A 13836-nucleotide genomic window follows, 5' to 3' on the forward strand; every position below is an offset into this window, starting at 1 on the left:
GATGCAGCGAGCCCCCACCTCGCCTGAGCGCATCAGCGTTGCGCTGGGCTTATGTGTCGTTATGCTGGCAACTTTGCCGCGCTACATGGCGGGAGGGCATGAAACCCGCCAGACGCTGATTATCTTCGCCTTAGCGCTGGTGGCTTTTGCGGCTATTGTTCAGTGGCGCTTACTGGCCGTGGAGGCGCGTCGTCGTCTGCCACAACTATGTAAACGGTTAGTCGTTATGCTGCTGCTGGGAATGGTGGTGATGGGTGGCTGGCATGCGCTGTTTACGGACTGGATCAGTTGGCAGGTATTCATTTCTCATGGTGCTACGCTTGGGGTGCTTCTTCATGCGCTGAGCTTATGGTGGTCGGGTGAGCGTCATGCAGGTTAGCTTTTTTTGCGGTAGTGATTGAAAAAGTCGCTGCAAGACGCACAAAGCAGTAGAATGGTAAAAATTACGCAACGTGGGGCGAATAATGAAGCTAAACACGCCTTAAAGTGGTTAATTGCTCGCTTATTGCCTTGTTTTTAAAATCACTGCCCCCATGTTGCGAGCATGGCGCTTGCCACTATGCGTTGGGGTTCTTAAAATTGCCCCCTTGAACTTATTATATGCAATCAACACAACGCCCAGCCGTTAGAGGACAATTCATGCAAGTTTCTGTCGAGACGACCTCCCAGATCGAACGCCGCATTACCATTCAAGTGCCGGCGGCCGAAATTGACGGGGCCGTTAGCGCTCGCTTGAAAGACACTGCGAAGAACGTTCGCTTGAATGGTTTTCGCCAGGGCCGGGTGCCAATGGCAGTAGTCCAGCAGCGCTACGGCCAAGACGTACGTAACGAGGTTGTCAGCGAAGTAATGCGTGAGCGTTATGTGCGCGCTATTACCGAAGAAGGGTTGAACCCTGCTGGCTTCCCGCAAATTGAGCCATCGGTCAATGAGTCTGGTAAAGACCTAGAGTTTGTTGCGGTTATGGAGATCTACCCGCAGGTTGAGCTTAACTCTATCGAAGGTACAGAGATTGAGCGCCCGGTGGTTTCGGTGAGTGATGCGGATGTCGATGAGATGATCGATACGCTGCGTAAGCAAAATGCAGCCTGGGAAGAAGTGGACGCTGCTGCAGCTGACGGCGATCAGGTCACTATTGACTTCCAGGGTTATATTGGTGATGAGCCGTTTGAAGGCGGTAGCGCCGAAGGCCACACGCTGGTCATTGGTTCCAATAGCTTTATTCCTGGTTTTGAAGAGCAGTTAATTGGCGCCAAAGCGGGCGAAGAGAAGACCCTTAACGTCACCTTCCCTGAGGATTACCAGGCCGAGCATTTAGCCGGTAAAGAAGCCACCTTCAAGGTAACCGTACATAAGGTCAGCAGCCAGAAGTTGCCCGAAGTAGACGCTGAGTTTATCGAGCGTTTTGGCGTTGAAGGCGGCGATCAGGAAAAATTCCGCGCTGAAATCAAGAAGAACATGACCCGTGAAGCGTCGCAAGCCGTTGATAACCGGGTTAAGCAGCAAGTGCTCGATGCGCTGAAAAAGGTTAACGAAATTCCTGTGCCTAGCGCGCTCGTTCAGCAAGAGACTGACGGCATGAAGCGCCAAGCGGCGCAGCAGTTTGGTCTAGGCGAAGATTTTGATGTCAGCCAGTTGCCCAACGAACTCTTTGAAGAGCAGGCCAAAGGCCGCGTTCAGGTCGGCTTGTTGCTGGCTGAAGTAATCAAAGCTAACGAACTCGATGCTGACGATGATGCTATCAAAGCAAAAGTGACCGAGCTTGCTGAGCAGTACCAAGATCCTGATGAGGTGGTTAGCTACTACATGGGTAACGAGCAGATGAAAACCCAAGTAAAATCTGCCATTCTCGAAGAGAAAGCGGTAGCTAAGCTGCTCGAACAAACGAACATTAAAGACGTTGAAATGTCTTATCAGCAAGCCCTTGCCGCTGCGCAACAGCAGGCAGAGCAAGATGAGGGTGCTGAAGAGGGCGAGCAAGCGAGCGCCTAACACCCTGGAACGCGGCGCACCTAATATGTCGGTGCGCCTTTCCCTTCCCGGACGCAAGGAATCACCTGAATGAGTGAGTTTGATATTCAAAACGCCGGCGGTTTAGTGCCCATGGTGGTTGAGCAGAGCGCCAAAGGGGAAAGAGCCTACGACATTTACTCACGCCTGTTAAAAGAGCGTGTGATCTTTTTGGTAGGCCCTGTAGAAGACTACATGGCTAATTTGGTTGTTGCCCAACTGCTGTTCCTGGAATCGGAAAACCCCGATAAAGATATTCACCTGTATATTAACTCGCCAGGTGGATCGGTCACTGCGGGTATGTCGATTTATGACACTATGCAGTTTGTGAAACCAGATGTCTCTACGGTGTGTATTGGTCAGGCGGCCAGCATGGGTGCGCTGTTATTGACAGCGGGTGCTGCTGGCAAGCGTTATTGCCTTCCCAACTCACGCGTCATGATTCACCAGCCGCTGGGTGGTTACCAAGGCCAAGCGTCTGACATTGAAATTCATACCCGTGAGATTCTGGGTATTCGCGAGAAACTGAACCAAATTCTTGCCCACCACACGGGTCAGGAAATTGAAGCTGTCTCACGTGATACTGATCGGGATAATTTCATGAGCGCCAATCAAGCCAAAGAGTATGGCCTGATTGATGCAGTGCTGGATAAGCGGCCTACATCCTGATAGCGTGATAGGATTCTGCTTTTCTAACGAGCTTTTCCGGCGGCGAAAGCCGCCGCAGTGATAGAGGTATGCGAATGGCCGACGGCAAAGGCAAAGACGAAGGTGGCAAACTGCTCTACTGCTCGTTTTGCGGCAAAAACCAAAACGAAGTACGTAAGCTGATTGCGGGCCCATCCGTCTATATCTGCGATGAGTGTGTCGACTTGTGTAATGACATCATTCGCGAGGAAGTTCTCGAAGCCGATGCCGAGAGCGATGAGGAGCGTTTACCTACGCCACGCGAAATACGTCATACGCTTGATGACTACGTTATCGGACAGGATCGCGCCAAGATGGTGCTTTCCGTAGCGGTATATAACCACTACAAGCGTTTGAAAACAGATGTACGCGACGGCGATGTAGAGCTAGGTAAATCAAACATTCTGCTGATTGGCCCCACCGGTAGCGGTAAAACGCTGCTTGCGGAAACCATGGCACGGTTACTGAATGTACCTTTTACCATTGCGGATGCAACCACGCTGACGGAAGCCGGCTATGTCGGTGAAGATGTCGAAAACATCATCCAGAAGCTGTTGCAGAAGTGCGACTACGACGTCGAGAAAGCCGAGCGTGGCATTGTTTACATCGATGAAATCGACAAGATTTCACGCAAGTCGGATAACCCTTCTATTACCCGTGATGTCTCGGGTGAAGGCGTTCAGCAAGCACTGCTGAAGCTTATTGAAGGTACGACGGCTTCCGTGCCGCCTCAAGGCGGACGCAAACACCCCCAGCAGGAGTTTGTCCAAGTCAATACGGGCAACATTCTGTTTATCGTAGGCGGTGCTTTTGCAGGGCTGGATAAAGTTATCCGTGACCGTGCTGAGAAAGGCGGCATCGGCTTCAATGCGGCGGTGAAAAGCAAAGAGTCTTCCCGTGGGGTGGGTGAACTGCTGGCCGACGTAGAGCCTGATGATCTGGTTAAATTTGGCTTGATTCCAGAGTTTGTGGGTCGTTTGCCCATCATCGCAACACTGATGGAGCTCACTGAAGACGCCCTGGTGCAGATTCTTACAGAACCGAAGAATTCGCTAGTTAAGCAGTACGCCAAGCTGTTTGAAATGGAAGATGTAACGCTAGAGTTCAGAGATGAAGCGTTACGTGCAGTGGCTGAAAAAGCCATGGAGCGTAAGACAGGTGCTCGCGGACTGCGCTCTATTCTAGAGTCGGTACTGTTGGATACCATGTACGAAATTCCTTCGCTTGAAGGTGTTAGCAAGGTCGTCATCGACGGATCTGTGATAGCCGGAGAAAGCGAACCTCTGTTGATCTACTCTCAGCAGGAAGATGCACGTGTCGACGGCACTGATGGTTAGTGGCTAGTCGAGTATCGCGGCCCAGCTTCAACCGCTTGCGCTAAATCAAGGGGTCGCCAAGGCGACCCCTTGTTGTTGTAGATGTTCTAGGACTCTGCTGTAGAGAGCCCTTATAAAGCGTGTTGTGAAGCCTGGTTATCTAGCGAGAGAGTTATAAAGCCTAATTCGTGAAGTGTTACTGCCTAGCCTATTCAATGCTAACGTCTAAACGCCAGCATTTTGAAAAGTGTGCAGTACTTTTCTAAGTACTCTTTTAAGTACTCATCCGATTTGTCGAGGAACGTCTGCGATGCAGCAGAACGCCGAACAGACACAATGTCTACCCCTTTTGCCATTGCGCGATGTGGTTGTTTATCCGCAAATGGTCATCCCCCTTTTTGTAGGTCGTGAAAAGTCTATCCAGGCGCTCGAAGCGGCGATGGAGGCTGATAAACGTGTGCTACTGGTGGCTCAGCGTGAAGCGTCTCAAGATGAGCCTGACAATGCGGATCTTTACGCTATGGGCACCGTGGCCGATATCATGCAACTGCTTAAGTTGCCTGATGGCACGGTCAAGGTACTCATTGAGGGGAATTTCCGAGCGGATGTTCTCAATGTCGAAGAGAATGCCGCAGGCTACACCCAGGCGTATTTAACGCCCCGAGAGAGTGAACCGCTGACCAGTCGTGAGCAGGAAGCACTGGTGCGCGTGTTGCTCAATCAGTTCGAGCAGTACGTCAAACTCTCCAAAAAAGTCCCCAACGAAGTGCTTAATTCGCTGTCGGGGATTGAAGATCCAAGCCGCTTGGTGGACACCATTTGTGCCCACCTGTCGCTTAAAATTGGCGACAAGCAAGAGCTGCTTGAGATGGATCGGGTGCGCGATCGTATTGAGCACCTGATGGCGCTGATCGAATCTGAAATCGACCTACTGCAAGTAGAGAAGCGCATCCGCTCGCGGGTCAAAGAGCAGATGGAGAAGACTCAGCGCGAGTACTACCTCAATGAGCAGATGAAAGCTATCCAGAAAGAGATGGGTGAGCTGGATAATGTGCCCAACGAGGCTGAGAAGTATGAGCTGGCGATTAAAGAGTCCGGTATGCCGAAAGAGGCGTCCGAGAAAGCGACTCAAGAGCTCAATAAGCTTAAAATGATGGCCTCAAACTCCGCTGAAGCGACCGTAGTGCGCTCCTACCTGGATTGGTTAGTCGCTGTTCCATGGAAAAAGCGTACCCGGGTAAAGCATGATCTCGTCAAAGCGCAGCAGGTGCTCGATGAAGATCATTACGGCCTGGAGGAGGTTAAGGCGCGCATCCTGGAATATCTTGCCGTACAGAAGCGCGTGCGCAAGATGAAAGGCCCAGTGCTATGTCTCGTTGGGCCGCCCGGGGTGGGCAAGACCTCGCTTGGCCAGTCCATTGCCCGTGCCACCAATCGCAAATATGTGCGTTTGGCCCTGGGTGGGGTACGCGATGAGTCGGAAATTCGCGGCCATCGGCGCACCTATATTGGTTCATTGCCAGGCAAGTTGATGCAGCGGATGAGCAGAGCAGGGGTTAAAAACCCGTTATTTCTTTTGGATGAGGTCGACAAACTGGGCATGGATCATCGCGGTGACCCTGCCTCTGCGCTGCTCGAAGTGCTTGATCCTGAGCAGAACAACAGCTTTAGCGATCACTATCTGGAGCTTGACTACGATCTCTCCGAGACGCTGTTCATCTGTACCGCTAACTCGATGAATATCCCTAGCGCCTTGCTTGACCGTATGGAGATTATTCGTCTGCCGGGTTACACCGAGGATGAGAAGCTGGCGATCGCTAAGCGCTACTTATTGCCTAAGCAACTAGCCGCGAACGGTTTAAAAGGCGATGAGTTAACGCTCGAAGACAGCGCGCTTTTAGAGCTTATTCGCTACTATACCCGCGAAGCGGGTGTGCGTGAGCTGGAGCGGCAGATTGCCAAAGTGTCGCGGAAGGTACTGCGTGAGCGGCTTGAGAAAGAGCGTGACCCGCAAGCCGCCCAAACAGGGCAGAGCTTAACGGCTGAGCAAATTGAGCACTACGCGGGCGTACGTCGCTATAGTTACGGTTTGGCAGAGCAAGACGACCAGATCGGCCGAGTGACAGGCCTTGCCTGGACATCGGTGGGCGGCGAGTTACTCAACATCGAGTCTGTCGTGACGCCGGGTAAAGGGCGAATTAACAAGACCGGTTCACTTGGCGATGTAATGAAAGAGTCGGTGAGTGCCGCTCATACGGTAGTGCGCGCCAGGGCAGAAGCGTATGGCATTGACCCCGAACGGTTCGAAAAAGAGGACCTGCATATCCACGTTCCTGAAGGGGCAACACCTAAAGATGGGCCCAGTGCAGGTATTGCCATGGTGACGGCGATTGTTTCCGCATACACCCAGCGTGCGGTACGCTGCGACGTGGCAATGACCGGTGAAGTCAATCTGCGCGGTGAGGTATTACCGATAGGCGGATTGAAGGAGAAATTGCTGGCAGCCCGCCGCGGTGGTATAAAGACAGTGCTAATTCCTGAGGAAAACCGCCGTGATCTCAAGGAAGTACCTGACAATATCAAAGGTGCATTGGATATTCGTCCGGTACGTTGGATAGATGATGTCTTAGCCGTAGCGCTAGCTGATAAGGTAGAAGACGGTGCGCCATTGAAAAGTACCGAAGCATCGTTTAGTAATACCGTTGTTGCTAGTACCCATTAAGCTGTTAAAGTCCTCGCTGGTCTTTAATTTTACTTAATATGTGCCCGCTGCTTTGGGTAGCGGGTATTTCGCGGCATGGTTGCTTGACAGATGTTTCAAGGCATTGCTATAAAACGCAGCTATGCTTTGATCGTCGTATCCATCGGTGACCATGCCGTTCAGAGCCATTTTTTGAAACAGTCAAGGGGTGAAGAGTGAATAAGTCCGAGCTGATTGAAGCCATTGCCGCGTCTGCAGATATTCCGAAAGCAGCGGCAACCCGCGCATTGGATGCCATGGTGGAGTCTGTCACCGATAGCCTTAAGAAAGGCGAAAGCGTATCTCTGGTAGGTTTTGGTACCTTCGCGATCAAAGAGCGTGCTGCTCGTACTGGCCGTAACCCACAAACGGGTCAGCCAATCCAGATCAGTGCCGCCAAAGTACCCAGCTTCAAAGCAGGTAAAGCGCTGAAAGACGCCGTCAACTAATTTGACCGCGTTTGCTGTAACCTAATGGGCGCATCGCATTGGCGATGCGCCCATGTTATTTTCTGGCCCACTTTTTATTTGGGTTGAGCGGGCCGATCTGTTTGGCTGTGACTATCTGAGGCTAGCATGCTGCAAAGTATTCGAGATGGCTCCAGGAGCTGGGGTGCCAAAATTATTATCGGTGTCATGGTCGCGGCCATGGCACTTTTCGGGATTGAGTCACTGTTTGGGCTTTTTGGCAGCGATCCGGACGAAGTGGCGAGCGTCAACGGACAGCCGATTATGCGTCAGCAAGTTGAGCTAGAGGTTCAGCGCGCGCTGCGTTCAGGACAAGTGCCGCCTGAGCAAGAGCGTGCCTTGCGCAACGATATACTTGACCAGCTTATCACGCAGCAACTGCTGTCCCAGTATGCAGAAGAGGGTGGTTTTGCCGTTTCTGAACAGCAGTTGGATCAGTTAATTGTCAGCCTGCCGGAATTTCATGATCAGGATGGCCGTTTCTCTGCAGAGGTATTCCGAAATCGTCTCGCCGGTGCTGGCTATACGCCGATCTCCTTTCGTGAAGAGTTGCGCGTCGATATCCAGCGCCAGCATTTACAGCAAGGCTTAGCCTTCAGTGATTTTAGCCTGCCGAACGAGCAAGAGCGCCTGGCCGAATTACAGCGCCAGCAGCGTAGTTTTCGCTATATAGTCTTGGATGGCGACGATGTGGACGCTGATATCAGCGTTAGCGATGACGATCTCCAAGCATATTACGATGCCCACCAGGAGCGCTATGAACGCCCGGAACAGGTGCGTCTTGAGTATGTGCTGATTGACCGTCAGGCCATGGCAGAGGGTCGTGACGTGGATGAAGAGGCCCTGCGTGACGCCTGGCGCGAGAAAAATCGCAATGCTGACCGCCGTGTGTCGCATATCATGATCACCTTTGGTAATGAGCGCACCCGCGATGAAGCGCAGCAATTAGCCGAGACCGCTCGGGAAGCACTGGACAGCGGTGATTCGTTTACAGATACCGCCTTGCGCTATTCTGACGACACGGCCAGCGCAGAAGAGGGCGGTGATCTTGGTGTGATCAGCCGTGGCTTCTTTGGTGAGGCCTTTGATGAAGCGGCCTTTGGTCTCGAAGAGGGTGATGTATCCCAGCCTGTTGAGTTGGATAACGCTTTCCACATTATCCAGGTGACGGATATTCAGGGCCCTACTTTTGAAGAGCAGCGCGATGAGCTAGCGCGGGAAGTGGCACTACGTGACATTGATGATGAGTTTAACCAGCGGGTTCAACAACTGATCGACGAGAGCTTCGCTGCCGACGACTTGCAGAGCGTTGCCGATGAGCTCGGTCTAACGCTGCAGGAGAGCGATTGGCTTGCTCGTGATGATGAGGCTGACGGAGTGCTATCTGAGCCTGGGGTAATGTCGGCGGCCTTTAGCAACGACGTATTTGAAGAGGGCTACAACAGCGAAGTGATTGAGCTGGATCAGGATCGTCGCCTGGTACTGCGGGTTGCTGAGCAGCGTGATGCGACTCTGCTGCCGCTTGATGAAGTGCGCGAGGACGTTGAAATGTCAGTGGCCGCAGAACAGCAGCAAGAGGCGCTGCGTGAAGAGGCACAGGCACTGGTTGCAAGTTTGCGAGACGGTCAGTCGGCAGATGTTGATTGGCTAGAAGCCAACAGCGTAAGCCGCCAAGCCGATAGCACTGTGCCTCAGCTGATTGTTCAGGAAGCCTTCCGCATGGAGCGACCTGAAGAGGGTGAGAGCGTCTATCGCACGGTTGAACTGCCGCAAGGAGTGGCTGTGGTAGCGCTTGATAGCGTCAGTGTAGGTGAGGTCGATGAGCAGATGGAGACATTTGTTGCGCAAATGGCCGAGCAGTTGCGTGCCCAATCGGTATTGCAGGGATTGATTGATGACCTGCGCAGCGATGCCGATATAGAGCGCTAGAGTCGCTTAAGCCCAAGTTAAAAACAGCAAGAGACAAAAAAGCCGATCACATGATCGGCTTTTTTTATACTCGTAAATTGCGGTCAGGAATCAGGTAATTCCGTTAAAGAGAACTGACGTAGTCGGGGCGCAGTATGGTCGGCGCGCTCAATGATAATATCCCAGCCGTGCTGGGCATCCCAGTCGCCTAGTACATAGCGCTTGGCAGGCACGTCTTCAACCGTCAAGTCATGTACTCTGGGGCGGTGGGTGTGACCGTGGATCATGGTAGTCAAGCCATGGTGCTCCATCAGCGCAATGACTTCTTGTGGCGTCACATCCATAATCGCTTCAGCTTTATTAGCATTGGCTTCGCCAGATTGAGTACGCAAGCTTTGCGCAAGTGCTACACGTTGTTCCAAAGGTAGCGCAAGCATCTGCGCCTGCCACTCTGGATTGCGCGACTGCTTGCGGAAAGCCATATACGCTTCATCCTGAGTACACAAACTATCGCCATGTAGCAGTAAAACGGGAATGCCTTGGATTTCCACTTCCTCAATATCCGGTAGCAGAAATGCCTGGCACGCATTTATAAAGCGTTCGCCCAGCAGAAAGTCTCGGTTGCCGTGCATTAGGTACACCGCAGTACCGTCGCTGCTAAGTCTGCGCAAATGGCGAATTACTTCATGTGCAACAACGCTAAGCGGATGTGTATTGGCGTCCAGTAGATCATCGCCAATCCAGGCATCGAAAAGATCCCCAAGAATATAAAGCGCGTCGGCTCCTGGAGCAGTGTGCTCTAAGTAGCGGTAAAACCCCTGATTGATCTCGGGGGTATCGCTACTTAGATGAAGGTCGGCAACAAGCAGTGTGCGCATAAGGCTCCCGGCGTTATTCCGCGTCTTTGACGTACGCGCGCTCGATAATGACATCTTCGGAGGGGACGTCGGCGTGCATGCCGCGGCGAGACGTGGCTACGTTTTTAATCTCATTGACCACATCCATCCCGTCAACGACTTCGCCAAATACCGCATAGCCCCAGCCTTGAAGGCTTTTACCGCTGTGATCAAGAAAACTATTATCGCCCACATTGATAAAAAACTGCGCAGTGGCAGAGTGGGGATCCTGGGTGCGTGCCATGGCCAGGGTGCCAACGGTATTTTTCAAGCCGTTGTCGGCTTCGTTGTCGATAGGGTCGCGGGTCGGCTTTTGGTTGAACTCCTTATCGAAACCACCCCCTTGCACCATGAAGCCGTCAATGACGCGATGGAACAGGGTGCCATCATAAAACCCGTCGCGCACATACTGTTCAAAATTCGCCGCACTAATTGGCGCTTTTTCGTGGTTAAGAGCGATGGTGATGTCACCGTGGTTCGTTTGTAATACGATCATAGATAAATTCCTGTTCAATAAAGGCGTTCGCCTTGGCGCTGTGCATCGGCGTCACGTTATAATAGCGGTTTTGCCCTGCACCGCGAAGGGCCATAGGAGTATCCTATGTCCTCACGGCGCAGCACGCCATCCACCACGAGGTTATCAACACCATCATGACCAACGAGACCACCCCAGCGCCGAACTTCATTCGCAACCAAGTACGCGACGAAATCGAGGGCGGCCAGGTCACTAAAATCGTGACGCGCTTCCCCCCGGAGCCCAATGGCTTCCTGCATATCGGCCATGCGAAGTCGATCTGTCTAAATTTCGGGTTGGCGGAGCAACTGGGTGGCGAGTGTCATCTACGTTTTGACGACACCAACCCTGCCAAAGAAGAGCAGGCTTACATCGATGCGATCAAAGAGGACGTCAGCTGGCTAGGCTTTGAATGGGCAGGCCCGGTGCGTTTTGCGTCTGACTACTTCGACCAGCTCTATGCCTGGGCGCAGCACTTAATGCGTGAAGGCAAAGCCTACGTTGACGACCTGTCGCCGGATGAAATCCGCGAGTATCGCGGCAGCCTGACGGCGCCGGGTAAACCCAGCCCTTATCGCGAACGCAGCGCCGAGGAGAACCTGGATTTGCTCGCGCGTATGCGTGAAGGTGAGTTTGGCGAAAGTGAAAAGGTCGTGCGCGCCAAGATTGACATGGCCTCACCCAATATCAATCTACGCGACCCGATTATTTACCGTATTCGTCATGCCAGCCATCACCAGACTGGCGACAAGTGGAAAATCTATCCCTCTTACGACTTCACCCATGGTCAGTCGGATGCTATTGAAGGTATTACCCACTCGATCTGCACCCTGGAATTTGAAGATCACCGCCCGCTGTACGAGTGGTTTTTAAATAATCTGCCAGTACCCGCGAAGCCGCGCCAGATCGAATTTGCACGGCTGAATCTCGACTACACCCTGACTTCCAAGCGTAAGCTGAAGCTGCTGGTGGATGAACAAATCGTCGATGGCTGGGACGATCCGCGGATGCCGACGATCTCCGGCATGCGTCGCCGTGGCTATACGCCCGCGTCAATTCGTAAATTCTGCGAGATGATTGGCGTCACCCGTGCCGACGGTGGCCTGGTGGATATCGCCATGTTGACCCACGCCATTCGCTCGGATCTTGAGGACAATGCCCCGCGCGCCATGTGTGTGTTAAAGCCGCTGAAAGTCGTGCTCACCAACGTGCCGGAAGATCACCAGGAGGTGTACGAGGTTCCTGGCCACCCCGCCCGTGAAGATATGACGGTGCGTCAGGTGCCGTTTAGTCGCGAGCTGTATATCGACCAAGACGACTTTATGGAAGACGCGCCTAAAAAGTTCTTCCGCTTGGCACCCGGTAAAGAAGTACGCCTGCGCAATAGCTACGTGATTCGTTGTGATGAGGTGTTCAAAGACGCCGCCGGTGAGATCAGCGAACTGCACTGTTCGGTGGATTTCGATACGCTGGGTAAAAACCCCGAAGGGCGTAAGGTCAAAGGCGTTATTCACTGGGTCAGCGCTGCACACGGCGTGCCAATGGAAGTGCGTCTTTACGACAACCTGTTCACCGTTGAGCAGCCTGATCGCGATAAAGATGTCGATTTTCTAGAGCATCTTAATCCGGAGTCGCTGGTCGTTTGCCAAGCCATCGGAGAGCCAAGCTTAGCCTTCGCAACGCCCGAGTCACGCTTCCAGTTCGAGCGCGTCGGCTACTTCTGCGCTGACCGTCACGACTCTACGCCAGAGCATTTGGTGTTTAACCGTACCGTGGGGTTGAAAGATAGCTGGGCTAAAATCAAGCAGAAGGGCTAAAACAAACATGGATAGCCATATGCATATTTACAATACGCTGACGCGCCGCAAAGAACCTTTCACCCCACTGGAAGCGGGTAAAGTGAGCATGTATGTCTGCGGCATGACGGTGTATGACTACTGCCACCTAGGGCACGCTCGCGTCATGGTCGCCTTTGATGTCATCACCCGCTATCTTCGAGAACGCGGCTATGACGTTAACTACGTGCGCAACATTACCGATATCGACGATAAGATCCTCAAGCGCGCGGACGAAAATGGCGAAAGTATCACTGCGCTGACAGAGCGCATGATTGATGCCATGCACGAAGACGAGGCGCGCCTATTTGTATTGCCGCCCAGCCATGAGCCCCGCGCCACCGGCCATATCGACGATATCGTGGCAATGATTGAAACGCTGATTGAAAAAGGCTTTGCCTACGCGGCCGATAACGGTGATGTCTACTATCGGGTGCGCAAATTCGCTGATTACGGCAAGCTCAATAACCGCCAGTTAGACGATATGCGTGCAGGCAGCCGGGTTGATGTGGATGTTCATAAAGAAGACCCGCTCGATTTCGTGCTCTGGAAGGCAGCCAAACCGGGGGAGGCGCACTGGGCGTCGCCCTGGGGTAACGGCCGGCCTGGCTGGCACATCGAGTGCTCGGCGATGTCGACCTGCTGCCTGGGTGACACTTTCGATATTCATGGCGGCGGGCCGGATTTAACCTTTCCACACCATGAAAATGAGATCGCTCAATCCGAGGCGGCCACTGGCAAAACCTACGTCAATACCTGGATGCACGCAGGCGCTGTGCGGGTGAATCAGGAAAAGATGTCCAAATCCCTGGGCAACTTTTTCACCATTCGCGACGTGCTGGCCGAGCACGACCCAGAAGTGGTGCGTTTTCTGCTGGTGGCGAGTCACTACCGTAGCCCGATCAACTACTCGGTTGATTCACTGACCGAGGCGCGTAAATCGCTAACGCGCTTGTACACCGCGCTGGAAGGTCTTGAGCTAGGCGCGGCAAATAGTGATGACGCTTCGGCTTACCGTGAGCGCTTTACTCAGGTAATGGATGATGACTTCAATACCCCCGAAGCTTTGGCGGTGATGTTTGAGCTGGCTCGCGAGGTCAATCGCGCCAAGCAAGAACAGCCTAATGAAGCTGCCAAGCTGGCGGGCGAGTTAAAGCAGCTTGGGTCAGTTTTGGGGCTTCTTCAGCAAGAGCCACAAACGTTCTTAAAAGGCACGCAGCAGCAGGGTATGCCGCTCAGCGAGAGCGAGATCGAAGCGAAAATTGCTCAGCGCATTGAGGCTAAGGCGAATAAAGACTTCGCCCAAGCGGATGCGATCCGCGATGAGCTTGCCGCTTTAGGGATTATTCTCAAGGACTCCCGAGAAGGCACGTCTTGGGTATTAGAAGCACCTTAACCCAAAAACCTTCATCTCTCGTTGGTGGCTTATGCGCTAACTTAAACGCTGATGGCTCTTATAATGA

The 13836-nt window shown here is 52.9% G+C and carries 11 protein-coding genes; 9 read left to right on the forward strand and 2 right to left on the reverse strand.

Annotated features, from left to right (window positions below; genetic code table 11):
- Position 1 precedes the first annotated feature (1 nt).
- From HALTITAN_RS16685 to HALTITAN_RS16715, 7 genes are all read left to right on the forward strand, one after another.
- The gene (locus HALTITAN_RS16685) at positions 2–379 is read left to right on the forward strand and encodes a hypothetical protein (RefSeq protein WP_022523304.1); all 378 of its coding nucleotides are present in this window, start codon (positions 2–4) and stop codon (positions 377–379) included.
- A gap of 260 nt (positions 380–639) precedes the next feature.
- Entirely contained in the window at positions 640–1992 is a 1353-nt protein-coding gene (tig, locus tag HALTITAN_RS16690) for a trigger factor (protein WP_022523305.1), read from the forward strand.
- 69 nt (positions 1993–2061) lie between these two features.
- Positions 2062–2679: an ATP-dependent Clp endopeptidase proteolytic subunit ClpP gene (gene clpP, locus HALTITAN_RS16695; RefSeq protein ID WP_009287800.1), complete on the forward strand. Its 618-nt coding sequence runs from the start codon at positions 2062–2064 to the stop codon at positions 2677–2679.
- A 74-nt stretch (positions 2680–2753) separates the two neighbouring features.
- Positions 2754–4034, forward strand: a complete 1281-nt coding sequence (clpX, locus tag HALTITAN_RS16700; RefSeq protein WP_022523306.1) for an ATP-dependent Clp protease ATP-binding subunit ClpX — start codon at positions 2754–2756, stop codon at positions 4032–4034.
- A 289-nt stretch (positions 4035–4323) separates the two neighbouring features.
- The gene (gene lon, locus HALTITAN_RS16705) at positions 4324–6735 is read left to right on the forward strand and encodes an endopeptidase La (protein WP_027959583.1); all 2412 of its coding nucleotides are present in this window, start codon (positions 4324–4326) and stop codon (positions 6733–6735) included.
- Positions 6736–6929: 194 nt separating this feature from the next.
- Entirely contained in the window at positions 6930–7202 is a 273-nt protein-coding gene (locus tag HALTITAN_RS16710) for an HU family DNA-binding protein (protein WP_007114333.1), read from the forward strand.
- Between the two features lie 126 nt (positions 7203–7328).
- The gene (locus HALTITAN_RS16715) at positions 7329–9149 is read left to right on the forward strand and encodes a SurA N-terminal domain-containing protein (protein WP_039859817.1); all 1821 of its coding nucleotides are present in this window, start codon (positions 7329–7331) and stop codon (positions 9147–9149) included.
- A gap of 83 nt (positions 9150–9232) precedes the next feature.
- Here HALTITAN_RS16715 and HALTITAN_RS16720 read toward each other — a convergent pair whose 3' ends face one another.
- Together HALTITAN_RS16720 and HALTITAN_RS16725 are read right to left on the reverse strand one after the other, a co-directional pair.
- A complete protein-coding gene (locus HALTITAN_RS16720; RefSeq protein ID WP_022523309.1) occupies positions 9233–10006 on the reverse strand; it encodes a UDP-2,3-diacylglucosamine diphosphatase in 774 nt (257 codons plus the stop codon).
- 13 nt (positions 10007–10019) lie between these two features.
- Positions 10020–10520 carry a peptidylprolyl isomerase gene (locus tag HALTITAN_RS16725; protein WP_022523310.1) on the reverse strand — a complete coding sequence of 167 codons (501 nt, stop codon included), beginning with the start codon at positions 10518–10520 and terminating at the stop codon, positions 10020–10022.
- Between the two features lie 155 nt (positions 10521–10675).
- Between HALTITAN_RS16725 and HALTITAN_RS16730 the strand changes: the two genes are divergently transcribed.
- Together HALTITAN_RS16730 and cysS are read left to right on the forward strand one after the other, a co-directional pair.
- On the forward strand, positions 10676–12355 hold the full coding sequence (locus HALTITAN_RS16730; protein ID WP_009287802.1) for a glutamine--tRNA ligase/YqeY domain fusion protein: 1680 nt from the start codon (positions 10676–10678) through the stop codon (positions 12353–12355).
- 19 nt (positions 12356–12374) lie between these two features.
- Positions 12375–13769, forward strand: coding sequence for a cysteine--tRNA ligase (gene cysS / locus HALTITAN_RS16735; RefSeq protein WP_022523312.1), 1395 nt, complete (start codon positions 12375–12377; stop codon positions 13767–13769).
- The last annotated feature ends 67 nt before the right edge of the window (positions 13770–13836 follow it).

This window comes from Vreelandella titanicae BH1, assembly GCF_000336575.1.
Taxonomy (GTDB): domain Bacteria; phylum Pseudomonadota; class Gammaproteobacteria; order Pseudomonadales; family Halomonadaceae; genus Vreelandella; species Vreelandella titanicae.

Excerpts from the sequence above, each read along its gene's own strand:
- lon (WP_027959583.1), top strand. The coding sequence starts at position 4,324 with ATGCAGCAGAACGCCGAACAGACACAATGTCTACCCCTTTTGCCATTG.
- HALTITAN_RS16685 (WP_022523304.1), top strand. The coding sequence starts at position 2 with ATGCAGCGAGCCCCCACCTCGCCTGAGCGCATCAGCGTTGCGCTGGGC.
- cysS (WP_022523312.1), top strand. The coding sequence starts at position 12,375 with ATGCATATTTACAATACGCTGACGCGCCGCAAAGAACCTTTCACCCCA.
- HALTITAN_RS16725 (WP_022523310.1), bottom strand. The coding sequence starts at position 10,520 with ATGATCGTATTACAAACGAACCACGGTGACATCACCATCGCTCTTAAC.
- clpX (WP_022523306.1), top strand. The coding sequence starts at position 2,754 with ATGGCCGACGGCAAAGGCAAAGACGAAGGTGGCAAACTGCTCTACTGC.
- clpP (WP_009287800.1), top strand. The coding sequence starts at position 2,062 with ATGAGTGAGTTTGATATTCAAAACGCCGGCGGTTTAGTGCCCATGGTG.
- HALTITAN_RS16720 (WP_022523309.1), bottom strand. The coding sequence starts at position 10,006 with ATGCGCACACTGCTTGTTGCCGACCTTCATCTAAGTAGCGATACCCCC.
- HALTITAN_RS16715 (WP_039859817.1), top strand. The coding sequence starts at position 7,329 with ATGCTGCAAAGTATTCGAGATGGCTCCAGGAGCTGGGGTGCCAAAATT.
- HALTITAN_RS16730 (WP_009287802.1), top strand. The coding sequence starts at position 10,676 with ATGACCAACGAGACCACCCCAGCGCCGAACTTCATTCGCAACCAAGTA.
- tig (WP_022523305.1), top strand. The coding sequence starts at position 640 with ATGCAAGTTTCTGTCGAGACGACCTCCCAGATCGAACGCCGCATTACC.